At 72.1% G+C, this 22703-nt stretch carries 21 protein-coding genes; 7 read left to right on the top strand and 14 right to left on the bottom strand.

The genetic code is table 11. The features are described 5' to 3' along the window. Positions 1–507: 507 nt before the first annotated feature. Both QI554_RS19215 and QI554_RS19220 read right to left on the bottom strand, forming a co-directional pair. Positions 508–2109, bottom strand: coding sequence for an acyl-CoA dehydrogenase family protein (locus QI554_RS19215; RefSeq protein WP_281471329.1), 1602 nt, complete (start codon positions 2107–2109; stop codon positions 508–510). After that, on the bottom strand, positions 2106–3323 hold the full coding sequence (locus tag QI554_RS19220) for an amidohydrolase family protein (protein ID WP_281471330.1): 1218 nt from the start codon (positions 3321–3323) through the stop codon (positions 2106–2108). Before QI554_RS19220 ends, QI554_RS19215 begins: the two co-directional genes overlap by 4 nt. Positions 3324–3437: 114 nt before the next feature. On the opposite strand from QI554_RS19220, the gene QI554_RS19225 reads away from it, so the two are divergent. Next, positions 3438–4253 (top strand): enoyl-CoA hydratase/isomerase family protein, encoded by an 816-nt coding sequence (locus tag QI554_RS19225; RefSeq protein ID WP_281471331.1) that lies wholly within the window; start codon positions 3438–3440, stop codon positions 4251–4253. 321 nt (positions 4254–4574) lie between these two features. Here the strand turns inward: QI554_RS19225 and QI554_RS19230 are convergent, their stop codons facing one another. Both QI554_RS19230 and QI554_RS19235 read right to left on the bottom strand, forming a co-directional pair. Beyond that, a complete protein-coding gene (locus tag QI554_RS19230; RefSeq protein WP_281471332.1) occupies positions 4575–5378 on the bottom strand; it encodes a FadR/GntR family transcriptional regulator in 804 nt (267 codons plus the stop codon). Further along, complete coding sequence (locus tag QI554_RS19235) at positions 5375–6313, bottom strand: aldo/keto reductase (RefSeq protein ID WP_281471333.1); 939 nt, start codon at positions 6311–6313, stop codon at positions 5375–5377. Before QI554_RS19235 ends, QI554_RS19230 begins: the two co-directional genes overlap by 4 nt. A 132-nt stretch (positions 6314–6445) precedes the next feature. On the opposite strand from QI554_RS19235, the gene QI554_RS19240 reads away from it, so the two are divergent. After that, positions 6446–7648, top strand: coding sequence for a DegT/DnrJ/EryC1/StrS family aminotransferase (locus QI554_RS19240; RefSeq protein WP_281471334.1), 1203 nt, complete (start codon positions 6446–6448; stop codon positions 7646–7648). A 101-nt stretch (positions 7649–7749) separates the two neighbouring features. Here the strand turns inward: QI554_RS19240 and QI554_RS19245 are convergent, their stop codons facing one another. After that, positions 7750–8862 carry a hypothetical protein gene (locus QI554_RS19245; protein WP_281471335.1) on the bottom strand — a complete coding sequence of 371 codons (1113 nt, stop codon included), beginning with the start codon at positions 8860–8862 and terminating at the stop codon, positions 7750–7752. A gap of 165 nt (positions 8863–9027) precedes the next feature. Between QI554_RS19245 and QI554_RS19250 the strand changes: the two genes are divergently transcribed. Further along, the gene (locus QI554_RS19250) at positions 9028–9591 is read left to right on the top strand and encodes a VOC family protein (protein WP_281471336.1); all 564 of its coding nucleotides are present in this window, start codon (positions 9028–9030) and stop codon (positions 9589–9591) included. A 90-nt stretch (positions 9592–9681) separates the two neighbouring features. Here the strand turns inward: QI554_RS19250 and QI554_RS19255 are convergent, their stop codons facing one another. Continuing rightward, on the bottom strand, positions 9682–10419 hold the full coding sequence (locus QI554_RS19255; RefSeq protein WP_281471337.1) for a nucleotidyltransferase family protein: 738 nt from the start codon (positions 10417–10419) through the stop codon (positions 9682–9684). A gap of 327 nt (positions 10420–10746) precedes the next feature. Between QI554_RS19255 and QI554_RS19260 the strand changes: the two genes are divergently transcribed. Further along, positions 10747–11334, top strand: coding sequence for a hypothetical protein (locus tag QI554_RS19260; protein ID WP_281471338.1), 588 nt, complete (start codon positions 10747–10749; stop codon positions 11332–11334). 978 nt (positions 11335–12312) lie between these two features. Beyond that, positions 12313–12945: a glycoside hydrolase family 3 protein gene (locus QI554_RS19265; protein WP_281471339.1), complete on the top strand. Its 633-nt coding sequence runs from the start codon at positions 12313–12315 to the stop codon at positions 12943–12945. 16 nt (positions 12946–12961) lie between these two features. On the opposite strand, the gene QI554_RS19270 is transcribed toward QI554_RS19265, so the two are convergent. After that, positions 12962–14224 carry an MFS transporter gene (locus tag QI554_RS19270; RefSeq protein ID WP_281471340.1) on the bottom strand — a complete coding sequence of 421 codons (1263 nt, stop codon included), beginning with the start codon at positions 14222–14224 and terminating at the stop codon, positions 12962–12964. 93 nt (positions 14225–14317) lie between these two features. Here QI554_RS19270 and QI554_RS19275 point away from each other — a divergent pair, with 93 nt between their 5' ends. After that, positions 14318–14890 (top strand): MarR family winged helix-turn-helix transcriptional regulator, encoded by a 573-nt coding sequence (locus tag QI554_RS19275; protein WP_281471341.1) that lies wholly within the window; start codon positions 14318–14320, stop codon positions 14888–14890. Positions 14891–15612: 722 nt separating this feature from the next. Here QI554_RS19275 and QI554_RS19280 read toward each other — a convergent pair. From QI554_RS19280 to QI554_RS19310, 7 genes are all read right to left on the bottom strand, one after another. Continuing rightward, positions 15613–16353 carry a GPR1/FUN34/YaaH family transporter gene (locus tag QI554_RS19280; protein ID WP_281471342.1) on the bottom strand — a complete coding sequence of 247 codons (741 nt, stop codon included), beginning with the start codon at positions 16351–16353 and terminating at the stop codon, positions 15613–15615. A 25-nt stretch (positions 16354–16378) separates the two neighbouring features. Further along, a complete protein-coding gene (locus QI554_RS19285) occupies positions 16379–18274 on the bottom strand; it encodes an amidohydrolase (protein ID WP_281471343.1) in 1896 nt (631 codons plus the stop codon). Next, entirely contained in the window at positions 18271–19224 is a 954-nt protein-coding gene (locus tag QI554_RS19290) for an alpha/beta hydrolase (protein WP_281471344.1), read from the bottom strand. The genes QI554_RS19285 and QI554_RS19290 overlap by 4 nt, the downstream gene beginning before the upstream one ends. A 95-nt stretch (positions 19225–19319) precedes the next feature. Further along, positions 19320–20150: an alpha/beta fold hydrolase gene (locus QI554_RS19295; protein ID WP_281471345.1), complete on the bottom strand. Its 831-nt coding sequence runs from the start codon at positions 20148–20150 to the stop codon at positions 19320–19322. Between the two features lie 86 nt (positions 20151–20236). Beyond that, positions 20237–20824: a Dps family protein gene (locus QI554_RS19300; RefSeq protein WP_281471346.1), complete on the bottom strand. Its 588-nt coding sequence runs from the start codon at positions 20822–20824 to the stop codon at positions 20237–20239. Positions 20825–20837: 13 nt separating this feature from the next. Beyond that, positions 20838–21362: a DoxX family protein gene (locus QI554_RS19305; protein WP_281471347.1), complete on the bottom strand. Its 525-nt coding sequence runs from the start codon at positions 21360–21362 to the stop codon at positions 20838–20840. A 5-nt stretch (positions 21363–21367) separates the two neighbouring features. Continuing rightward, positions 21368–22030 (bottom strand): hydrolase, encoded by a 663-nt coding sequence (locus QI554_RS19310; RefSeq protein WP_281471348.1) that lies wholly within the window; start codon positions 22028–22030, stop codon positions 21368–21370. 320 nt (positions 22031–22350) lie between these two features. On the opposite strand from QI554_RS19310, the gene QI554_RS19315 reads away from it, so the two are divergent. Continuing rightward, on the top strand, positions 22351–22701 hold the full coding sequence (locus QI554_RS19315; RefSeq protein WP_281471349.1) for a DUF4352 domain-containing protein: 351 nt from the start codon (positions 22351–22353) through the stop codon (positions 22699–22701). Positions 22702–22703: the final 2 nt, after the last annotated feature.

Raw genomic sequence — 22703 nt, forward strand, 5'->3', positions numbered from 1 at the left:
CGGTAGACGCGGTGTTCGCTCGACACGACCCGCTTTACCAGGGGCTTCACGCCTGCGGGAGCCGCGCACCACCGCGCACGGCAACTCCCGCCCGCGCGCCCCCACGGCTTTCACTGAGAAAACCTCAATAGGGATTCGTGTGCCTCAATGCCCCGATTTGGTGCGATATGAGAACCGTGAAGTGCGGTCACCGGTCGTCAAAGGTGGTCGCCCGCCCCACGCCGGGACCGCAGCCCGGCAACGCAACGCACCCGATGCGCCTCCACACCGCCTCCCCCTCCCGATAGTTGCCGTGGTTTTAAGCGCGGCCGGGCGGCTGTCAAGGCGCCCCCACCACCCCGGGACAGGCCACCTGTTGATGACTGATCCACCGCGCCTTGACAGGCGACCGGCCGCGCGGACAATCCCCAATCGGGAGGGGGAGGTGGCCTCCGCCGGCAGACAGGTCCGGGACGGCGCATGGACTTCGACTCCCACGCCGCAACGGAACAGGCGCGCCCGGACCCGTCACCAGCCCTCGCGCAGGGCCCGGTCCGCCAGTTCTGCACGGGCCGACGTCGGGCCGCCGTGGGCCAGTTCGGCGAGGCGGGTGATCGCGCGGAGGTCGCCCAGGCCCGACTCTCGCAGGTAGCCGTGGGCGCCGCACAGCAGGATCGCGTCCTCGACGACACGGTGGCAGGCCGGGCCGACCACGGCGCGAGCGGCGAGTTCGTCCGCTTCGCCGCGTTGCGCCACCAGCCCGCGCGCTGCGGCGAGTTCGAGTCTCATGTCGGCAAGTCTCTGCCTGACCACCGGCAGTTTCGCCAGCACCGTGCCGTACGCCTGGCGCCGCCCCACATACTCGACCGCTATGCGCAGGGCCTGTTCGGCGGCGGCCACGGCGTCGGCCAGCAGGCCTTCGCCCTCGGTGGGTTCGGCTATCGCCTCGCCTCGCTCGCCCAGCACCAGTGCGGCGATCGTCGCGCGGTGGAGGTCGTTCGCGCCGACGCTGATCGGACCGTCCAGCCGGAATACCGCCTCGGCCTCGAACCGCGCTGCGGCGGACGGGTCTTCATTGCCTGCGACCGTGTCGGCGGCGATCCGGGCCGCGGCCTGGACGAACTCGGTCAGCCTGACCTTCGCGACCGCTGCGGCGGCCGGGTCCGCCTTCACCGCCTTCACCGCCGTCGCCGCCGCGACCGGGGCGAGCGCGGGCGCGCGTTCGGCCGCGAGGCCCGCCCACAGGCCGCCCAGCGCGTCGCGCAGCACCCCGGCCCGAGCGGCGGCCACGGGGTCGGCGCCCCGCAGGTCCGCCGCCCCCGTCGTCCGTGCCCATGCCGTCAGGTCGGCCACGATCCTGTGTGCCCACCCCAGGTGGAACATGCCGCCCTGCTCGGCCCGGATCGCCCGGGCGGCCTGGCGGCGTCCGGCGCCTGCTTCGCCGAGGAGTTCGGCCTCCGTCGCGTCGAACTCCAGCTCGTCGAGGGTGTATCCGGCGAGCGTGGGCATCCGGCGCACCGCGACCGTGTCCCCCGCGGCCCGCAGGTCGACGACGAACATGGCCGGCCCGTGCCGGGTCTGGGCCGCCGTCAGACAGCGCTCGGCCTTGGCCCCGCCGGTGATGCGGGACTTGACGCCGGTCAGCCGCCACACCCCGTCCCCATCCTGCTCCCCCCGGGTGGCCAGACCCGCGAACAGGTCGTTGCCCGAGGTGGGTTCGGTGTACGCGCAGCACCACATCTCGGTGCCGCCCAGCATGCCGGGGAGCAGGCGTGAGCGCTGCCGGGCGCTGCCGTACGCGATCACCGGCCGCGCCGCGAGGGTCACCCCTGTGTCGACCAACGGTGCGTGGTGCCAAGCGACTTCGTACGCGAAGGCCGCCGCCCACGTCGCGGGTCGCCCGCCGCCGCCCATCGCGAACGGCAGCGAGACGCCCAGCAGGCCCCGCTCCCCCGCCTCGCGCAGCAGCTCGCGCTCGAACTTCTCGTCCAGTCCGGTCCTGTCGGCCGGGTCGGTGTGGTGGGCGGTGCGTTCCGGAGCCATTGCCCCGGTCAGCCACGTGCATACGCCGGCACGGAACGCCTCGGCGGGTGCGTCGAGTCCGAGGTCGAGTGGGTGGTGCGGCCTCACTGGGGTTCCGGCAGGTCGAGGCCGAGGAGGCGGATGGCGTTGCCGCGCGCGAGCTTGTGGATCGTGGCGTCGTCGAGGTGGCCGAACTGCGCGGCGGCCGCGGCGCGCGAGTGGGGCCACGTGCCGTCCTGATGCGGGTAGTCGGTCTCGAACGCCACGTTGTCCACGCCCACGTGGTCGAGGAGTTCGACGCCGACGGCGTCCTTGAAGAAGCACGAGTACATCTGCCGGCGGTAGTACGTGGACGGCGGCTCGGGGCACAGGCGTTGGCTGCCCGACCAGCCCCGGTGCGTCGTCCAGACGTCGTCGATGCGTTCCAGCAGGTACGGGATCCACCCGATCTGCGCCTCGGCGAACAGCAGGTTGAGGCGCGGGCGGCGGTGCAGGACGCCGGAGAACATCCAATCGGCCATGGAGGCCGCCGAGTTGCCGAAGATGATCGTGGACGCGACGGCGTCGGGGGCGTCCGGCGAGGCCTGCGGGGTCTTGGTGCCCGACCCGATGTGCATCGCCAGCACCGTGCCGGTCTCCTCGCACGCCTCGAACAACGGCTCCCACGCGCCCGAGTAGATGCTCGGCAGCCCCAGGTAGGTCGGGAGTTCGCTGAACGCGGCCGCCCGCACGCCGCGTTCGGCGTTCCGCCGTACCTCGGCGGCGGCGGCCTCGGCGTCCCACAGCGGGACCAGGCACAGCGGGATCAGCCTGCCGCCCGACGTGCCGCACCACTCCTCGACCATCCAGTCGTTGTACGCGCGCACGCACGACAGCGCCAGCTCGCGGTCCTTGCCGCCGAGGAACAACTGGCCGCAGAAACGGGGGTAGTTCGGGAAGCACATCTGCGCCTGGACGTGGTTGAGGTCCATGTCGGCGAGCCGGTCGGCGGTGCGCCAGCAGCCCGGGCGCATCTGGTCGTACGTGATGCCGGTCATCGTGATCTCGTCGGCCGGGTAACCGGCGGCGGCGATGAGGCGCTTGACGGAGTAGTAGTGGTCCTCGTAGTGCCACCAGGCGACGTCGGGGCCGTCCTCGCCGGGCGCCTCGCGGTAGGTTCCGCCGGTCAACACCGGTTGTCCGCCGGGGAGATGCTCGATGCGCGGACCGATGTCGCGGTAACGACGCGGCAGGCGCGAGGACCACAGGTCGGGGGGCTCGACGACGTGGGCGTCCAGGTCGACGAGGGGCGGGATGCGCTCCAGATCCGGAGTAGCCGTCATGGCCAATCATCATAATGATTGCAAGTGCACGATGGCAGAACGCGGAACGTCGAACGTCCTGTACGTCCAACGTCGAACGTCGAACGTCGAACGTCCAACGCGAAGGAGCCTCGTATGGCCGACGGAGACCACTACGGCTTCACGTACCTGCGCACCGAACTGCGGGGGCGGATCCTGTGGGTGACCCTCGACCGCCCCGAGCGGCGCAACGCGATCAGCCCGGAGATGCACGCCGAGTTCACCCCGCTGTTCCGCCGTGTGGCCGCCGACGAGCAGGTCGACGTGGTGGTGGTGACCGGGGCCGGCGACAAGGCCTTCTGCGTCGGGGCCGACTTCGCCGGAATGGACGCCAAGCTCACCGAGGGCTACCCCGACGGGAATCCGGAGCTGTTGGAGGGGTCGGCGGCCCTGGTGCGCGCCCAACTCGCCGTACCGCAGCCGGTGATCGCGGCGGTCAACGGCGACGCGCTGGGGCTCGGCGCGACGCTCGCGCTGTTCTGCGACGTGACGTTCCTGGCCGACACCGCGCGTATCGGCGACCCGCACGTGAACGCGGGCCTGGTGGCGGGCGACGGCGGCGCGATCCTGTGGCCGCTCCTGCTTGGCGTCAACCGGGGCAAGGAGTATCTGATGACCGGCGACATGATGACCGCCGACGAGGCCCTGCGCTACGGCCTCGTCAACCACGTCTGCCCGGCGGCAGAGGTCCGAACCCGCGCCGCGGCCCTGGCCGAACGCCTCGCCGCCGGCCCGCAGATCGCCATCCGCTTCAACAAGCGCCTGGCCAACACGGAGCTGGCCGACCGCGTGAACCGCCTGCTCGACACGTCGCTGGCCCTGGAGGCCGTGACGTTCGAGACGGCGGACCACAGGGAGGCGGTGACGGCGTTTCTAGAACGCCGCCACCCACACTTCGGCGGGAATGCCTGACTGACAGGTTGCCCGTCCGCTCAAGGACACCGGCCTGCCCTCGCCGGCGCCCGGTGCCCGGGCGCCGCGGCGCGGCTGCTGCGCGCTTCGGCGAAGAGCGATGAGGCCCAGATTGCCCCGCTGCGCGGGCCCGGCCCAGTCCCGGCCCAGTCCCGGCCCATGCCCGCGCCCCCATGCCCGCGCCCCCATGCCCGCGCCCCCATGCCCGCGCCCCCATGCCCGCGCCCCCATGCCCGCGCCCCCATGCCCGCCAGGCGCTTCGCGCCGGCGGGCGCCGGCGGGGTGTGCGCGGGGCCGGTCGGGTGCGTTCGTCGTTGTCCGTTACACCTTGACCGGGCGGGCGCTGTGGGCTCGGAGGGGGTATTCCTGGGCGCCGGCGATGTGGCGGGAGGCGAGGCGGTAGACCTCGGTGTCGTCGCCTGCGGCGATCAGGGCGATCAGCTTGCCGTGGTCGCGGAGGCTGGCTTCGCGGACGGCGCGGGCCGTGTCGGCGAGGGCGGCGTCCGCCCAGACCTGTTCCTGGCGGGCCCACAGGACCTCGACGGCGCCGAGGAGGATCTGCATCGTCGCGTTGCCGCACCGTTCCACGAGGGCCTCGTGGAAGGCGCGGTTCTCGCGGAGGAAGGCGTCGCCGTCGTCGAGGACGTCGGCCATGCGCGCGTGGACGGCCTCCAGGTGCGGCACCACCGCCGTCGCCCGGTCGGCGCGCGACGCGCAGAGCGCGGCGCACACCGGTTCCAACTGCCGCAGCGCGCCCGCCAGATCCTCCAGCGGGACGTGCCGGGCGTGCATGACCATCCCGAACATGTGGGCCGCGTCCGCCGGTTGGGGCACGTGGACGACGGCGCCGCCCGCGTTGCCCCGCCGAACCGTGATCAGGCCCTCGGTCTCCAGCACCCGGAACGCCTGCCGCACCGTGGTGCGGCCCACGCCGAACTCGGCCATCAGGTCGTCCTGCTTGGGCAGCGTGCCGCCGTCCGGGATGGCCCCGTCGAGGATCCGGGCGCGCAGCCGGGCGGCGACCGCGTCGGCGATGCTGTGGTGCCGTACCGCCTCGGCGTCGCCCGGCGGCAGCGCCCGCACCGACGCCGCGCCGCCCGCGCCCAGCCCTCGACGCTCGGTCACGCCACGGCCCCCGCGGTGATCGCGGCGATCTCCGCCAGCTCGTCGGCGGTCAGGTCGACCACCGCGGCGGCGTTGGCCGCGGCCTGCTCGGCGCTCGTCGCCCCGACCAGGACGGACGGCACCTCGGGCTGCGCGGCGAGCCAGGACAGCGCGAGCTCGAGGAGCGTCCGGCCGTGGTCGGCGGCGTACGCGGTGAGCTTCTCGACGATGTCGAAGTTCGCGTCGGTGGCGCCGTCGGCGAGCCGCGGGATGGCCGCGAAGCGGGTGTTCTCCGGGAACTCCTCGCCGCGCCGGTACTTGCCGGTCAGCAGCCCGGACGCGAGCGGGAAGTACGGAATCACCCCGAGGTCCAGGTGCCGTGCCGCCGGCACGACCTCGCGCTCGATGCCGCGCTTGAGCAGGCTCCACTCGGCCTGCGTGGCGATGAACCGGGCGCCGCCGGACGCCCGCGCGATGTGGTCGGCGTCGACCAGCTGCCAGCCGGTGAGGTTGGAGTTGGCGATGTACCGGACCTTGCCCTGCCGCACCAGGTCGTCGAGGGCCGCGAGGGTCTCCTCCATCGGGGTGTCCGGGTCCGGGAAGTGCAGGTAGTACAGGTCGATGTGGTCGGTGCCGAGCCGGGTCAGGCTGGTCTCGACCTGCCGCATGACCTGGAGCCGCGCCGCGCCGCCGTCGTACGGGCCCTTGCCCGGCGCGCCGAACTTGGTCGCGACCACCACCTCGTCGCGCCGCGAGCCGAGGGCGCGGCCGAGCATCTCCTCGGAGCGCCCGCCGCCGTAGATGTACGCGGTGTCGAAGAAGGTCACGCCCGCGTCGAGCGCGGCGCCGACCACCTTGTCCGCCGCGGCGGCGTCTATCCGCATGCCGAAGTTGTTACACCCGAGACCGACCGCCGAGACCTTGAGGCCCGATCCCCCGACCCTGCTGTACCGCACGCGCCGACTCCCCTCACGCTCCGAACCACTTGCCCCACCATCATAGCCATGATAGCCATGAAAGGGATGCTGACGCTCCGTCAGCCACCCTCGGCACCACCACCACATCACAACACCCAGGGGCGGAACCACATGCGCAAGATCCCGTACGCCGGCAGCGTCCACGACCAGGCCGAGATCGACGCCATGCTGACCATCCTCAACGGTCCCCCCAGCGCCATGACCATCGGCCCCAACGTCGCCGCCATGGAGCAGAAGGTCGCCGCGCTGTTCGGCAAGAGCCACGGCCTGATGTGCAACTCGGGATCGTCCGCCCTCTACCTCGCCATCGAGCTGCTCCGCCTCACGCCCGGTGACGAGATCATCACCTCGACGCTGACCTTCTCCACCGACATCGCCCCCATGGTCAAGGCCGGCCTCGTCCCCGTCCTCGCCGACGTCGACCCCGACACCTTCCAGATCGACGTCGACCGCATCGAAGGCCTCATCGGCCCGCGCACCAAGGCCATCCTCACCCCCAACCTCGCCGGCAACGCCCCCGACTGGGACCGCATCCGCGAGATCGCCGACCGGCACGGCCTCGTCGTCGTCGAGGACTCCTGCGACGCCCTCGGCGCCACCCTGCGCGGCACCCCCACCGGCACCCGCGCCGACATCTCCGTCACCAGCTTCGCCATGAGCCACATCATCACCTGCGCCGGCAACGGCGGCATGGTGCTCGTGGACGACGAGGCCCTGCGCGACCGCGGCCTCATGCTGCGCCGCTGGGGCCGCCGCTCCGAACTCCAGCTGTTCGGCTCCAAGAAGGGCAACCGCGACTTCTTCGAGGAGATCGACGGCGTGCTCTACGACAACCTGTTCATCTTCGACGAGATCGGCTGGAACTTCGAACCGTCGGAGCTCGGCGCCGCCTTCGGCCTCGCCCAACTGGAGAAGCTGCCGCGCTTCCTGGCGACCCGTCAGCGCCACTTCGCGGCACACCACGCGTTCTTCTCCAAGCACCCCGAGGCGTTCATCGCGCCGCGCCAGACCGAGGGGCTGGAGACCGGCTGGCTCAACTTCCCCGCGATCATCAACCCGGAGGCCGGCTTCACCCGCGGCGAACTCCAGCAGTACCTCGAGGAGCGCGGCGTCTCGACGCGCACGGTGTGGTCCGGCAACATCCTGCGCCAGCCCGGCTTCAAGGACATCGCGCACCGCGCCGACCCGGACGGCTACCCGAACGCCGACCGGGTCATGCAGCACGCGTTCATCGTGCCGATGAACCACCGCATGGACGACGAGGACACGGCGTACATCCACGAGCAGGTGGAGGGGTTCCTGGCCTCGCGCTGACGAAGGCGGGGGCGAGGGTGGGGCGCTGCTGCCGCTGGACGGTGCGGGCCAGGACGAGGCGCGGCAGCGCGCCGCGGGACGGAGCAGAACGGCGGACCGGGTCACCCCCGCTCCGCCACCCACCCCGCGACCAGGTCCGCCGCCTCGTCCCGCGCGCCCGGCGGGTCCTGGAGGTAGTGGTCGGCCTTGACCAGCGCCAGGCGCTTGTCCGACGCGGCCAGGCCGTCCAGGATCGCGCGGGCGTCGCTGTCGAACACGCCCGTGTCGGCGGTCGCGTGCACCACGAGCGACGGCACCGTGATCCGGGCCAGGTGCGGCGCGGCGCGGCACTGCGACGTGCGCAGGCTCCACATCGACAGCCAGCCGCGCAGCGTGCAGACCAGACCCACCCCGTGCACGCCGTAGTTCGCGCGTGCCGGCTCGCCGCGGTAGCACTGGTTCGGGATCCGGTCGGACGGCTCGATCGACGGGTCGACCATCCGCAGGTCGGCCCATGTGCGCGGGACGAGGAACAGCCGGTCGCGGGCCCGCGTTCCGCGCAGCGCGTCGAGTTCGGCCAGCGCCCAGTCGGTGATGCGCTCGTTGCGGGCCCGCTGCGCGGCGCGGTAGCGGTGCTGGAACTCCGCGTCGTACGGCGGCCCGTGGCGCTCGTCGAACGGGTCGAGCTCCGGGTCGACGGAGAGCGGGTCGGTCTCGTCGGTGACAGACGGGTCCATCCAGGCCGTGAGGACGTCCGGCCGCCCCGCGTGCGCGGCGAGCGCCACGAACAGGTCCCCGGGCGGCAGTTCGTCCAGCTCCGGAACCGGCCGCAGGCCCGGCGCGGGGCGGACGTTCGGCTCGACGGCCTGCGACTGGTAGGCGGCCATCAGCGACCCGCCGCCGGAGTTGCCGAGCAGCACCACCCGTTCCACGCCTGCCTGTTCGCGCAGCCAGCGCACCCCGACGCCGATCTCGGCGAGCGCGTGGTCGAGCAGGAAGTGCGGCTCGTCGCCGCGGAACCGGGTGTTCCAGCCGAGGAACCCGTAGCCGCGCTCGGCGAGGTAGGGCGCGAGGTAGTGCTCGGCGAAGTCGATGTTGTAGTGCGTCGCGATGAACGCGGTGCGCGGCGGCGGTCCGGCCGCGGGCCGGTGGTAGAGCCCCTGGCAGGGGTGGCCGCCGGCTCCGGCGCGTCCGACCAGCGGCGACGGCAGTCCCACGAACTCCCGGCTGATCATGCCCGGTCCCCCGTTCCTCGTGGTGATCCCGGATCAGATGTCGTACTGGACCCGTGCGATCGAGGCGATCCGCTGCCGCGTCAGGCTAGAGCAATCTGCTGAACGAGCGCTAGCTTTGGGGGTGTTCGCACGAGACCCCGGGACACCAGGGACGGAGGGCACCACATGGCCTGGCAGAACCCCGAGTTCGCACTGGGCGGGGTGAACCACCTCGCGCTCGTATGCTCCGACATGAAGGAAACCGTCGAGTTCTACCGCGACATCCTCGGCATGCGTCTGGTGAAGACCATCGACCTGCCGCGCGGGCTCGGCCAGCACTTCTTCTTCGACATGGGCGGCGGCAACTGCCTGGCGTTCTTCTGGTTCGCCGACAACCCGGACGCGGTGCCGGGCGTCTCGGCGCCGGTGGCGCTGCCGGGCGAGGGCGACTTCAGCAGCGCGGTCGGGTCGATGAACCACATCGCGATCACGGTGCCGGAGGAGCACTTCCTCGCCTACCGCGACAAGCTGCTGGGGCGGGGCGTCCGGGTCGGACCTGTTATCGACCACGACGACAGTCCGCTCGGTGTCGCACCCGAACTGCACGACGGGGTGTTCGTCCGCTCGTTCTACTTCCAGGACCCGGATGGGATCCTGCTCGAATTCGCGTGCTGGCGGCGCGAGATGGGGCAGGACGGCGATGTGGTGCACGAGCCTCGGACGGCGGCGGAGCGTACGTCGGCCGGCTGACGGGCGGGTCGTCGAAAGCGGGTCACCGGAATGCGCGAGGCCGGGCGTCAGAGATCCTCAGAGCTCTGAGCCCGGCCTTCTCGACGGTTTTCAGCCCCGCAGTTCCTTCGCGGCCTCGGAGAGGTCCTTCGCGGTGTCGATCGCGCGCCAGTACGACCCCTGCGGGATGGCGAACCCGGCGAGGCGCTGCTCGCGCGCCAGCCTCGGGAACGTCGTCCGCTCGTGGTCGCCGACGTCCGGCAGCAGCGCCGTGAACTCCGCCGAGAACACGTACACGCCCGCGTTGATCGGGTACGGCGACGTGGGCGCCTCGATGAAGTCGAGCACGTGCCCGAACTTGTCCGTCTCCACGACGCCCCACGGGATACGGGGCCGGGCCAGCGACAGCGTCGCGATCGCGTGCCGCTCCTCGTGGAAGGCGGCCATCTCGCGCAGCGAGAAGCGCGTCCAGATGTCGCCGTTGGTGGCGTACCACGGCTCGTCGGGCCGCGGCAGCGCGGCGGCCGCGAACTTCAGACCGCCGCCGCGCCCCAGCGGCTCGGTCTCCACCACGGTCGACACCGCGAGCGGCAGGTCGGCGGTCTTCAGCCAGTCCTGCAGCACCTCGGCCAGGTGGCCGCACGAGACGACGACGTCGGTGACGCCCTCCTCGGCGAGCCACGCGAGCTGGTGGCCGATGATCGGCGTGCCGGTGCCCGGGATCTCGACCATCGGCTTGGGCCGGTCGTCGGTGTAGGGCCGCAGGCGCGAACCCTGCCCGCCGGCCAGGATCACGGCCTGCGTGATGGGGCGCGAGGGCTGCGCCGTGCTACGTGCTGCGGAAGTCATGCCCACGACGATATCGACTTGTCCCGAAGGACCGAAAACGTGTGTCACCCGGCGGGTGGGTGCTGTCGGTGCAGGCTTGTTGAATGTTGTCGAAGCAGAGCGCTAAGGCCGGTTATTTTTGACGACAACCAGCGAGTCGGCACGCGTCACAGCGCCCGCCGCACCGCCAGGCGGGACGACAGGTTCCGCTCAGGAGTACCGCCGACCCCGAGCACCGCACTAGCATCCGACCGGGGCAGGCGCACGCCCGGCGTACTCATGGTGGGGACCGGAGTACCGGGGGCGCGCGATGCGGTCCGGCGGGGGCACGGCGTTGGGGGGCAGTGCATGAAAGGGCGCGTCGTCGCGTACACGCTCGTCGCGGCCGGGATGTGGCTCGTGGCGGGCTGCATCGGGTCGGGATCGGGCTGCTGCCCGCACGCGGCCACCTCCACCATCCAGCCGACCGGCCCAGGCGTCCTCCCGACGAGCCGCGTCCCGCAACCACCCCCCACCCCCGGCGCCCCCCGCCCCACAGCCTGCGAGCTGCTCACCCCCGCGCAGGTCGGCGAGGCCCTCGACACCGACGAGGTCACCGCGGTCGTGGACGAGGACGGGCGCGCGTGTCTGTTCCTCCGACCCGACAGCCAGCGCGTCCTCACCGTCCGCGTCCGCGACCTCCCCAGCGCCCTGATCGGCGACGCCGACCGGGTAGCCCGCCTGACCGCCGCCCCCCAGGCCGAGACCGAGCCCGTCACCGGCGTCGGCGACGCGGCGTACTTCTACAGCGACGCCACCTCCAACGGCCTGGCCTTCGCCCGAGGCCACGGCGACCGCGTGACGAGCGTCGACATCAACGCGGCGGGGCCGCGGGCACACCCACCGCGTGAGGCGCTGGTGAAGTTGGGGCGATCGGCGCTGAACGCGCTGCGCTGAGGGCGGCGGGTGAGGAGGTCGGTGGGGGCTCGCCACGCGCGGGGGCTCGGCACATGGGAACGCAGTTGCACGCAAACGCGGCACGCGCGGATCGGCGCACGGGGGCGTAGTGCGCGCGAGCGCAGTGTGGGCGAGCCCAAGCGCAACACGGGTGCCAGCGGTGTGGAGGCGCGCGGCGCGGGTAGGGGTGGGCCGGCCCGGCTGGGAGCCCCTGCCGTACCGGCTCGAACAACTGCGCTGCGGCGTCGAACCGCACCCCACGGAGAGCAGCCAGGACTGAACCCGCACCGCAGCCGGTGGCGGACGCCCCCGCACGCCAAGGGACCCGGACCCGCCAAGGCCCCCGCCCGGACCTGACAGCCCGCGGTAAGCGCTGGCTCGGTACGGACGGAGTCGGCGCGCGCGGGCGCCACGGGCGATCGCAGTACAGAAACGTGCGGTGCGAGCGCGCGCAGCACACGCGGGCTCGGGTCGGGCGAGCGCGGCGCACGCGGGGCGAAGGACGTACGAGCGCAGTGCCGGCTAACTCAGCGCGACTGAGCGGAGCACGTGCGGGCTCAGTACAACCGATCGCGGCGTGTCCCAGCGCGGCTCGTGCGAGCGCGGCGCGTCCCAGCGCGGCACGACCAGGCACGGCGCGTCCCAACGCGGCCACGACCCAACGCAGCGCGACCAGGCACGGCGCGCGCACGGTCGAATGGGTCTGGCGGGAGTCTGACTCGGCCGAATGAGGGCCGCCGAATGAGCGACAGTCACAGGCCACCCCGCGCGGCGGCGTTGGGCCCATCGTCCGGCCTCTGCCCCGGTGCGTGTCCGCTTGTGCGGAGTTGGCGTCTGCCGTGCGAACCGGCCGCCTTCCAACTGTTCGGAACCACACTCTCGTGCACGTGACGTCCACACCTGTCGGCGCGATCTGCCACCATGGGGCGGCGCAGTGGGGCCAGGCCACCGGCCCCGCCCGAAGGGAGCCGCCGGAAGATGCCGTCCCCAGAGACCACGGTCGGGTCGCGCACGGCCCAGGACCGCACCGGCCCGCGCGTGGCCGGACCCCGAGCGGGCGACGCGTACGAAGTCGCCCGCGCCCCACGTGAACTGCCAGGCCCCGCCCGCCGCCTCACGGTGCCCGCCGGGCGCGTCGAGGCCAGCGGCACGGACGCCGAGTTGCGGGCGTTGACGCTGCTGACGAACCGTACGAGCACCCGAACCAGCGCCACCGGCGGGCCCGCGATCCCGCTGCGCGACGGCGTGCGGGTGTATCTGGAAGGTCTCCCGAACGGCTCGGCGGGCGCCTACGCCCAGGTCGTGGCCGAGCTCGCGGAGGCGGAGGTCGCGGTGCTGCGGGTCGCGGCCGCGCCGGACGCCGACGCGGTGGACCGGGTTCTGGACATCGCCGCCACGGTTCCGACGATCGTCGTGCTGCGGCTCGACGGGCCGGACCCGGTACCGGAGTTCGCCGACCAGTGCGCCGCGCTGCTGGCCGACCGCGGGGCGGGCGACCAGACGGTGCTGGACGTCGTGTTCGGGCGCCACGCGCCGCTGGGCCGACTGCCGTTCGACCTGCCGGCCGTCGACGGGCCGGGCTACGACGCGGGATTCGGGCTGTCGTTCTGACGGTCGCGCGGGTCCGCTACGCGGGCTGCGCGGCGTGGTCCGGCTCGGCCTCGGCCTCGGCGGTACCGTCGGCCGGTTCGGGTGCCCGCGTCCACATGTCCGGCATGGCCAGCAGCCCGAGGTTGGCGCCCGCCACCAACACCGCCGCGACGAGCAGCGGCGCCGTCGTGCCGACCGCCGCCGCGATGGGGGCGGCGACGGCGAACCCGAGCGGCCGTACGGCGAACGACACCATCGCGTCGATCGACCCGACGCGCCCGAGCTTGTCGTGCGGGATGCGGCGCTGCATCTCGGTCTCCCAGAGTGGGCTGAGCACGCCGAGCCCGAACATCGCGGCGAGGTACGCGGCGGTGACCACCGCGAGCGGGGCGTGCAGCCCGAAGGCGAGCAGCGGCAGCGTGTACGCCGCGGCCCCGAAAGCGACGGCGACCAGCGGGTGGCGTTGCGGCAGGCGCGGTGCGGTGTAGACGCCGGCGACCATGCCGATCGTCCCGCCCTGCACGATGACCACCCAGGACGTGTCGCCGCCGAGCCGGTCGTGGGCGATCAACGGGCCGAGGGTGAGCAGGAACCCGGCGGCCAGGTGCCAGACGGCGTGCGCGCACACGTTGGCAAGGAACCACGGGTGGCGGCGGGTCTCCGTCCAGCCGTCGCGGAGTTGGGCCTTGAAGGCGGAGGTGCCGGCGCGGGCGGCGGTGGCGGGACGCTCGGTCCGGAGCCCGCCGAGGGTCGTCGCGGAGACGACGAACAGGACCGACGTGACCAGGGCCGACCAGCCGCCGGACAGCGCGAGCATGAGGCCGCCCGCCGCGGCCGGTGCGGCGATCTGCGCGAGCGCGGCGGCGACGCCGATACGGGCGTTCATGCGCAGGCGTTCGGCCTGGGGAACGGCGGCCGCGACGAGGGTGCGGACCGCGGGCGTCCCGAACGCGACGGCTGCCCCGGTGACGGCGGCCAGCGCGGAGAGCGAGGCGACGTTCGGGCGTCCCGCGAACAGCACGGCGGCGATGCCCAGTTGCGCGGCCGCGCGGACCAGGTCGGCGGCGAGGACGACGCGCTGCGGCCGGAACCGGTCGGCGGCGACGCCGGCGACGGGGAGCAGGAGCAGCATCGGGACGAGCTCGCAGGCGAGCACGATGCCGAGGTCGGCCTTCGAACCGCCGCGGATGAGGGCGAGCGTGAGGGTGGTCGGGATCATCCCGGTCGCGAGGGCCGCGAGGGTGCGGCCTACGAGCAGCCGGCGGGCGGTGGAGCGCACGAGGGGCTCGGGTGAGGGCATGCGCCGAATGTATTTCGCTGACGAATCATTCGTCAACGAAATACATCTTTCGGCGGTCGCCCGCCGGCGATGGGCACAATGCACAATGTGCGGATGAACGACGCGCACGGCAGGGGGAACGCGGGCAGCCGGCCCGCAACGGAGGGCGGCGACACGGCGACCGAGGACTCGGTCGACCGGCACATCGCCCGCTGGCGCGACAAGGCGCCGTTCGACGAACGGGTCGAGGGCATCATCACCCGCATCCAGCTCATCAACCGACACATCCGCCAGACCAAGAACCGCGCACTCGCCGAAGTCGGACTCCAGGACTTCGAGTTCGAGACCCTGCACCGGCTCGCCTCCCGCGGCACCCCCGGCCGCGCCACCCCGTCCGAACTCGCCGCCGAGTTGAAGATCTCCCCTGCGGGCATGACGGGACGCCTCGACACCCTGGAAAAGGCGGGCCTGATCCGGCGCTTGAGGGAAAGCGCCGACCGGCGGCGCATCGACATCGAACTGACCGACACCGGACGCGAACGCTGGCTTGCGGCGATGAACCTGCGCGCGGTGGCGGAGACCGACATGTTGACGCCGTTCTCGCTGGAGGACCAGGACGAACTGTCGGGATTGCTGAAGCGGATGCTGAAGCATGTGGAGGGGGACGCCGAGCCGCCGGTGCCTTGAGGTCGGCCCGGCTTCCTGATCCGGGGCAGCGCCTTTGGGGTACGAGCCGGCCGGCATCTGCGCTGCGGGGCTCGCACGTTGCGGCGTGGAAGTCCCTTGCCATGAACCGTTCCCGACCTGGCTGTCGGCGGCGTCCTGACGCCCCTCCCGACTTTTGATGGTCCGCGCGGCCGAACGACTGTCAAGCCGCGGTGGATCTCGCGCGAACAGGCGGCCTGTCGCGTGCCGTTGGAGGCGGCTTGACAGCCGCCCGCCCGCGCAGACAACCCGGCAGCTATCGGGAGGGGCGCGGGGTGTGAAGGCGCTTTGGTCGCGTTGGTCTTGCCGGGCTGCGGTCCCAGCGTGGTCGCCGCCGACTCCGTCGACGGAAAGGCCCGCACCCCGCCCCCCCCCGGCCGCCCTGCCACCCGCTCCACGACCCTGGGAACCAAATGGACGCTGAGCGTCCATTTGGTTCCCAAGGCCAAAAACACACCTGCCGAAATGCCGGATTCAGGGCCTTTGCGATCATCGGGAGTGCGGAATCGGTGCCCGCCGCCCTCCCACACCAAGATCATGAGAGGTTCGCGGCAACATATTGCCGCGAACCTCTCATGAAGATTGTAATACCCGCCGGCCCCCCGCCCCCCCCCCACCCCCCCCCACCTGCCGGGGGGGGGGCCCCCCCCCCCGCCCCGCCCCCCACCGGTCTGTTCGTGGGTCACCGTGCCCGTGCCGCCGCCTCACAGCGTGCGGCGTACACCCGCCTGGCGTTCGAGGTTCCGCAGTTGCACCGCGAGGCTTCCGTCGACCGCGCTGCGGGCGGGGCCGCTGCGGCCGATGGGCAGGACCTCCTCGCTGCGCATGTCCTCCAGCATCAGCGCGAACGCCGCATACGTCGCCACGAGCGCCACGAGAATTCCCAGCGCCCCGGACACACGGGTGATCGCTTCGACGCCGGTCAGCCCCGACAGCCCGGTGGCCGCCCATCGGGGCAGGGAGACCACCAGCACGAGCCACAGCGCGCGCTTGGGCTTGGTCACGGAGGCCATCAGCGCTCCGAAGCAGAGGAACGCCAGGTTGAACACGCCGAGCACCCGGAGCCCACCGTCCGCACCGGAACCCATGACCAGGGAGTACGCCAGCCAGCTGCCGGCGAACGTACCCATGAGCGTTGCCGCGATCACATCCCGGGCCCCGAACGCCAGCACGCTCACCAGGAGTTGGAGCGCGAAGGCGGGCAGCACACACAGCGCGACCGCCTTGCGGTCCGCGGCCTCCAGGACACCGAGTTGCAGGCATCCGGTCATCACGGAGGCGATCGCCACGGTGAAGAAGCCCAGCGGCATCGGTGAAGCGATGGGCCGCAGGTTGATCCGCGTCATCGACCGGAGGTCCGGTTCGAAGCTGCGCCGTGGAGGCGCGTCCGGGCTGTCGCCGGGCTCGCCGGCGCTCTCGGCGCCGGTGGATGGGAAGGTATTCATCGAGCGGGCTTCCTTGTTCGTGGGTTCAGTGGGCGAAGCACGGGTCGACGAACGGCGCGGGCACATCAGCTACGGCCCCGCGCGCGATACGCCACTGGCGGTGCTGCTCGGACTCGGCGACGGCCTCGGCCATGGCGAGTGCCTGGCGGGCGCCGCCGGACTGGTAGCCGCCGAAGCGCGCCACCGGACTCCACACCGGGCTGACCGGCGGCAGGGCTTCGTCGAGTCCCTCGTACTCCGCGCTCGCGTACACGATGCGGCCGCCGACGACGGTCAGCACCGATTCGATGTCGGGGATGGCCGCCTCGGGCACGGTGAAGTAGTCGTCGGACAGGATCGCGAGGTCGGCGTAACAGCCTTCCCTCAGCGTGCCCTTGACGTCCTGCTCACCGGTGAGTTGCGCGCCGCCGCGGGTGTACAGGCCGAGGGCGGTCTCCCTGCTGAGCAGGTTCGCCGCCCGGTAGAGCGGTGTGCCGCCGACGGTCCGGCCGCTCACCAGCCAGTGCAGCGCGACCCACGGGTTGTACGAGGACACCCGCGTGGCGTCGGTTCCGGCGGCGACGGTCAGGCCCCGGTCGAGCATGGCCCGCACCGGCGGGGTGTGGGAGGTGACCGCGGCGCCGTACCGGTCGAGGAAGGCGGCGCCCTGGAAGGACATCCGGTTCTGGACGGACAGGGCCCCGCCGAGGGCCGCGATCCGGTCGAGGCTCTCGGGCGAGACGGTCTCGGCGTGGTCGAACAGCCAGCGGTTCCCTGCGGGGAACAACCCCTCCGCCGCGAGCTTCTCGAACACGGCCAGGTCGCGGCGGATCGTCTCGTCGTAGGTCGCGTGGAGCCGGAAGCCCCAGTCGTGCTCCATCAGCAGCCGGACCGCCTGCTCGAACTCGGCCTCGTACCCGTCGGCGAGTTCGGGCCGGGGTTCGGAGAAGTTCTCGAAGTCCGCGGCGGCCCAGGTCAGGTTCTCACCCGCGCCGTTCAGCCGGAGCCACTCGTCTCCGTCCTCGGGCTTGACCGTCTCCGTCCAGCGCCTCAGATCGGCGAGCTCCTGCCCCGCGGTCTGCGGGAACAGGTGGTAGGCGATGCGCAGCGACAGCTCCCCCGACCGCGCCAGGTCGATGACGGTGGCGTAGTTGTCGGGGAAGTTCTGGAACCCGCCGGCGGCGTCGACCGCCGAGGTCAGCCCGAAGCGGTTGAGCTCGCGCAGGAAGTGGCGGGTGGAGGTGCGCCGGTCGGCCTCGTCGAGGGCCGGCGCCTTGGCGAGGGTGGAGTAGAGGATGAGGGCGCTGGGCGCGGCCAGCAGCACCCCGTTCGGTTCGCCGTCCCGGCCCCGTACGATCTGGCCGCCGCGCGGATCGGGGGTGTCCCGGGTGAACCCGGCGGCCTGGACGGCGGCCCGGTTCATCAGCGCCGACTGGTACAGGTGCAGCACGAACACCGGCGTGTCCGGTGCGGCGGCGTTCAGCTCGGCCACCGTCGGCATCCTGCGTTCAGCGAACTGCTCGGCGGTCCAGCCGCCCACGACCCGGATCCACTGCCCCTTCGGGGTGCGGCCCGCCTGTTCGCGCAGCATGGCCAGCGCCTGGCGGAGGCTGCGCACGCCGTCCCAGCGCAGCTCCAGGACGTAGTTCAGGCCGCCGCGGATGACGTGCAGGTGCGAGTCGTTCAGCCCGGGGACGACCCGGCGCCCGAGGGCGTCGACGATCCTGGTCGCCGGGCCCACGAGGTGGGCGAGGTCGTGGTCGCCACCGAGCGCCGCGACCCGGCCGCCGCGTATCGCGACGGCGCAGGCCTCGGGGCGGCCGGGATCGCCGGTGAACACCTTCGCGTTGCGGACGATCAGGTCGGCCGGTGACCGTTCCGGCCGCGGGGCGGGCAGGACGCCGGCGACGGGCATGCTCGCCGAGCGGATGACCTCGGTCATGCCAGGTCCCGGCGCAGGGTGTCGGTCGCGAGGCCGATGGCCAGCTCCGCGGCCTGCGTCCCGCGCAGCGCGTTCAGCATGACGAAGTCGTGGATGGCCCCCTGCACGCGCAGGGCGGTGACGGGAACTCCGGCGGCGCGGAGCTTGGCCGCGTACGCCTCGCCCTCGTCGCGCAGCACGTCGGCCTCCGCGGTGATGACCAAGGCGGGCGGCAGTCCGGTGAGTTCGTCGAGCGACGCACGCAGCGGGGAGGCGGTGATCCGTGCGCGGTCGGCCTCGTCGGTCGTGTACTGGTCCCAGAACCACCGCATGGCGTCGCGGCGCAGGAAGTAGCCTTCGGCGAACCGGAGGTAGGAGTCGGTGTCGAACGCGGCGTCGGTGACCGGGTAGAAGAGGACCTGGCGGACGATCCGGACGTCCCCGCGTTGCTTGGCCATGAGGGTCAGCGCGGCGGTCATGTTGCCGCCGACCGAGTCGCCTGCGACCGCGAGGCGGGTGCCGTCGAGGCCCTTGCCGTGTCCCTCGCGGACGATCCACTGGGCGACGCTGTAGTTCTGCTCGATGGCGACGGGGTAGCGGGCCTCGGGCGAGAGGTCGTACTCGGGGAAGACCACGGCCGCCCTTGCGCCGACCGCGAGTTCGCGGACCAGCCGGTCGTGGGTGTGTGCGTTGCCGAAGACCCAGCCCGCGCCGTGGATGTAGAGGACGACGGGCAGGGTTCCGATGACGCCGCGCGGGCGGACGATCCGCACGCGGACGGCCCCGGTGGGCCCGCCCTGGACGGTGACCCATTCCTCGTCGACGGGCGGAAGGGCGACGCCTTCGCCGCTCTGCACGCCGTCGACCGCCGTGCGGCCTTCCGCGGGCGGGATCTGGTAGAGGAACGGCGGCTGAGCCGTGGCGTCGGCGAAGTCCTGTGCGGCGGGCTCGAGTACGGGCTGGTTCGACATGGCGGAGGTTCCTTCTCGTGCGGGCTGTACGGGGTGGGGCGCAACGGGGCGCCGCCCACAGGGGTGGCGGCGCCCCGTACGCGAAAGGTCGTCGCTCAGCCGAGGAAGGCGAGCAGCGCGGTGTTGACCTCGGCGGCGTGCGTCCAGAGCAGGCCGTGCGGGGCGCCGGGCACGATCTCGAGCCGGGCGCCGGCGATGCGCTCGGCGAGCGGAATCGCGGTGGCCTCGATCGGCAGGGTGCGGTCGGCGTCACCGTGGATGATCAGCGTCGGGACGTCGATGCGCGGCAGGTCGTCGCGGAAGTCCGTGAGCCAGGCCGCGACGCAGTCGAGGGTGCCCTTGGCGGACGCGCCGACCGCGACGTTCCAACTGGCCTGGACCGCCTGCTCGCTGATCCGCTCGCCGCCCAGCACGTCGACGTTGTAGAAGTCGGCGAGGAAGGCGGTCATGAACGCGAACCGGTCGGCGGCGATGGCCGCTTCGATGCCCTTGAAGACGCTCCCGTCCACGCCGCCCGGGTTGTCGGCGGTCTTGAGCAGGAACGGCGGCACGACGCCGATCATGACGGCCTTGGCGATGCGGTCGGAACCGTACGTGCCGAGGTAGCGGGTCACCTCGCCGGTCCCCATGGAGAACCCGACCAGGACCGCGTCCCGCAGGTCCAGCGCGGTGAGCACCTTGTCGAGGTCGGCGGCGAAGGTGTCGTAGTCGTAGCCGTCGGCGGGCTGGTCGGAGCGGCCGAAACCGCGGCGGTCGTAGGTGATGACGCGGTGGCCGGCGGCGAGCAGGGCCGCGGTCTGCTTCTCCCACGAGGCCCCGTTCAGCGGCCAGCCGTGGATCAGGACGACCGGCCGGCCCGCGCCGTGGTCCTCGTAGTACAGCTCGACCGGGGCGGAGTTGCCTTCGGCGACCTTGATGAACGGCATGGGTGTGCTCCCTTGTTCAGTGTTTTGCAGTGCGTGTGTGTGGTGGAAGTCGGTGGCGTCGGGGGTGTGTTGGAGCTCCGCACCGGTCAGGCGCGCACCAGGGGCGTGTCGACGAGGTGTTCGGCGAGGAACCACACCTGCGCCTCGCCGGTGCGGACCACCTCGGAGATCAGCAGGTCGTTGCTGCCCTCGTCGCCCTCGGCCGCGATCCGGGCGGCGGCGTCCCGGGCGTCGATGAGGATCCGCTCGTGGGCGTCGAGGAGCCGCGACAGCATGACGGGCACCTGCTCGACACCGTCCGGCGGACGGGGGATGGACGTCAGCTCGGCGACATGGCGCGGGTCTCCGACCGCGACGCCGCCCAGGCTCTGGATCCGCTCGGCCAGGGCGTCCACGATGGCCAGTTGGTCCTGTGCGTGCTTGTCGAGCATGAGATGGAGCGAGTAGAAGGTCGCCCCGCGCATGAGCCAGTGGTGCTTCTTGTAAAGCGAGTAGAGGATCTGTGTGTCGGCCAGCACACGGTTGAGCCGCTGGCATGCGTACATGCGGGCGTCATGGCCGAGACCGATGGGGAGCTGCTTGAGAGTCCCGAACTTCTGCGTCTCCTCCCCGTGTTGGTGCAGCAGCGGCTGACCGCCGCCGTGCGAGGGAGCAGTGGTGGCTACGGATGTCATGGATTGCTCCTGTTCAAGTACGTTGCGCCGTGGGCGCGATGGCCGGACCGGGCCGCGCGGGGCGGTGCAGGACGAGCCGGGTGAGCAGCCCGCAGCCGACACCCGCCGCGAGCACGACGGCCGACCACCACAGCGGGTACGCCGTCAGGCCGAAGGCCGCGTCGAGGGACCACGCGCCGGGCCCGGTGGCCGACAGCGCCACCGCGGCGCCGATCAGGACGAGCGGGTACTCGTAGCCGTCGTTCTGCACCCAAAGGCCGTTGCGCCACTTCACCGTCAAGGCGACGGTCATGACCCCGACGGCCCCGGCCGCCGCGAGCGGGGTCAGGAACCCCGCGGCCAGCAGCAGGCCCGACCCGATCTGGCCGCCGCCCGCCGCGAGGGCGGTGAGGACGCCGCCGCGGAACCCGTCCGAGCGGAACTCCTCGACACCGCCGTCGAGTCCCTTGCCGCCCAGCCGCCGGCTGACCTTCTGCACCCCGTGGCCGGCGACGAGCAGGCCCACGAGCAGACGCAGGATCAGAATGCCGGTGTCCACGGCGGTCAGCCGGCGGCGTGTTCGCCGATGACACTCTGCGCGTAGACGACACCGAGGCCGTACGCGCCGGCGTGCGCCTTGACGATCTCCAGCACCGCGCCGTACGTCTCCTGGCGCGCCCAGTCGCGCTGGAGCTCCAGCAGCACCTGCACCCACGTCACCGGAACGGCGCCCGCGGCGACCATCCGCTGAAGGGCGTGCTCGTGCGCGGCCGGGCTGACGCCGCCGGAGGCGTCCGCGACGACGTACACCTCGTACCCCTGTCCCAGCGCGGACAGCGCGGGCAGGACCACGCAGACCTCGGTCCACAGCCCGGACAGGATGATCTTCTTGCGCCCGGTCGCCTTGACCGCGGCCACGAGCGCCTCGTCCTCCCAGGCGTTCATCGTCGTCCGGTCGATGGCCTCGTGCCCGGGGAAGACCTCCGCGAGCTGCGGCAGCAGCGGACCGGAGAACGACTCGGCGGCCACCGTGGTCAGCACGGTGGGCACCCCGAACGCCCGTGCGGCCTTGGCGAGTCCGACCGTGCTGTTGACGATCGCGGCACGGTCGCCGCTCCCGGTGCCGAAGAACATCTGCGGCTGGTGGTCGACGAACAGCATGACCGCGTTGTCGGGCGTCAGCAGATCCGCGCTCGGCGCAGGGCGCACGTTGGCGATGTCGAACATGAGGAGGTCCTCTCGGAACAGTCAGGAATGTCCAGCCGCCGCGTCCCCGCTGGTCGGCATGCATGGAAGCTATGGCCGCCCCGACCACCCGACTGTTCCGCCAGCGACCGGCACCTGGCACATCAGCGCACCACTGCCGTTCGGCAGCGACCGCCTCACGAAGGGGGCGGCATCGTCCCGGCACACCCGGCTTGGCATCATGACCACGCCAGCCGATCGGGGGGATCCATGCGCGCCCGCGCGTTCACCTACGCCGCAACCGCCGCCGTCCTGAGCGTCGTCCTCATGCCCACTCGGGCATCACGTTCGACGCGACCCTCGTGCGGGTCGTGGACCCGGCCCTTCCCGAGAATCCCGCGAACCCGAACACCTACCCGAAGAGCGGCTACCGGTTCGTCGCCATCCAATGGAAGATCACCAACACCGGGCTGGAAGAGCTCAAATCGGACCAGATCTACAGCACGCACATCGTTGACGACCACGGCGAGTGGCACCTGTCAGTGCTGGCCCATATCGCCGCCGGCGCCTGCTTCCCCTCCGACGTCAAGATTCCCCCGGGCGAAAGCCGCCTCGGCTTCCTCGTCTACGAACTCCCCCTGGCCGCAAAGGCGAACACGGTCCGGTTCGACGGCGACTACGACAAGCCCGTCGGCACGTGGAAACTGACCTGACC

Source organism: Yinghuangia seranimata, from assembly GCF_029953285.1.
Taxonomy (GTDB): domain Bacteria; phylum Actinomycetota; class Actinomycetes; order Streptomycetales; family Streptomycetaceae; genus Yinghuangia; species Yinghuangia seranimata.

Bases quoted from the DNA above. Each gene is read 5' to 3' on its own strand.
- QI554_RS19260 (WP_281471338.1), top strand. From the start codon at position 10,747: ATGAAAGGGCGCGTCGTCGCGTACACGCTCGTCGCGGCCGGGATGTGG.
- QI554_RS19255 (WP_281471337.1), bottom strand. From the start codon at position 10,419: ATGACTTCCGCAGCACGTAGCACGGCGCAGCCCTCGCGCCCCATCACG.
- QI554_RS19275 (WP_281471341.1), top strand. From the start codon at position 14,318: ATGAACGACGCGCACGGCAGGGGGAACGCGGGCAGCCGGCCCGCAACG.
- QI554_RS19290 (WP_281471344.1), bottom strand. From the start codon at position 19,224: ATGTCGAACCAGCCCGTACTCGAGCCCGCCGCACAGGACTTCGCCGAC.
- QI554_RS19225 (WP_281471331.1), top strand. From the start codon at position 3,438: ATGGCCGACGGAGACCACTACGGCTTCACGTACCTGCGCACCGAACTG.
- QI554_RS19245 (WP_281471335.1), bottom strand. From the start codon at position 8,862: ATGATCAGCCGGGAGTTCGTGGGACTGCCGTCGCCGCTGGTCGGACGC.
- QI554_RS19220 (WP_281471330.1), bottom strand. From the start codon at position 3,323: ATGACGGCTACTCCGGATCTGGAGCGCATCCCGCCCCTCGTCGACCTG.
- QI554_RS19300 (WP_281471346.1), bottom strand. From the start codon at position 20,824: ATGACATCCGTAGCCACCACTGCTCCCTCGCACGGCGGCGGTCAGCCG.
- QI554_RS19270 (WP_281471340.1), bottom strand. From the start codon at position 14,224: ATGCCCTCACCCGAGCCCCTCGTGCGCTCCACCGCCCGCCGGCTGCTC.
- QI554_RS19240 (WP_281471334.1), top strand. From the start codon at position 6,446: ATGCGCAAGATCCCGTACGCCGGCAGCGTCCACGACCAGGCCGAGATC.
- QI554_RS19265 (WP_281471339.1), top strand. From the start codon at position 12,313: ATGCCGTCCCCAGAGACCACGGTCGGGTCGCGCACGGCCCAGGACCGC.
- QI554_RS19295 (WP_281471345.1), bottom strand. From the start codon at position 20,150: ATGCCGTTCATCAAGGTCGCCGAAGGCAACTCCGCCCCGGTCGAGCTG.
- QI554_RS19285 (WP_281471343.1), bottom strand. From the start codon at position 18,274: ATGACCGAGGTCATCCGCTCGGCGAGCATGCCCGTCGCCGGCGTCCTG.
- QI554_RS19250 (WP_281471336.1), top strand. From the start codon at position 9,028: ATGGCCTGGCAGAACCCCGAGTTCGCACTGGGCGGGGTGAACCACCTC.
- QI554_RS19310 (WP_281471348.1), bottom strand. From the start codon at position 22,030: ATGTTCGACATCGCCAACGTGCGCCCTGCGCCGAGCGCGGATCTGCTG.
- QI554_RS19280 (WP_281471342.1), bottom strand. From the start codon at position 16,353: ATGAATACCTTCCCATCCACCGGCGCCGAGAGCGCCGGCGAGCCCGGC.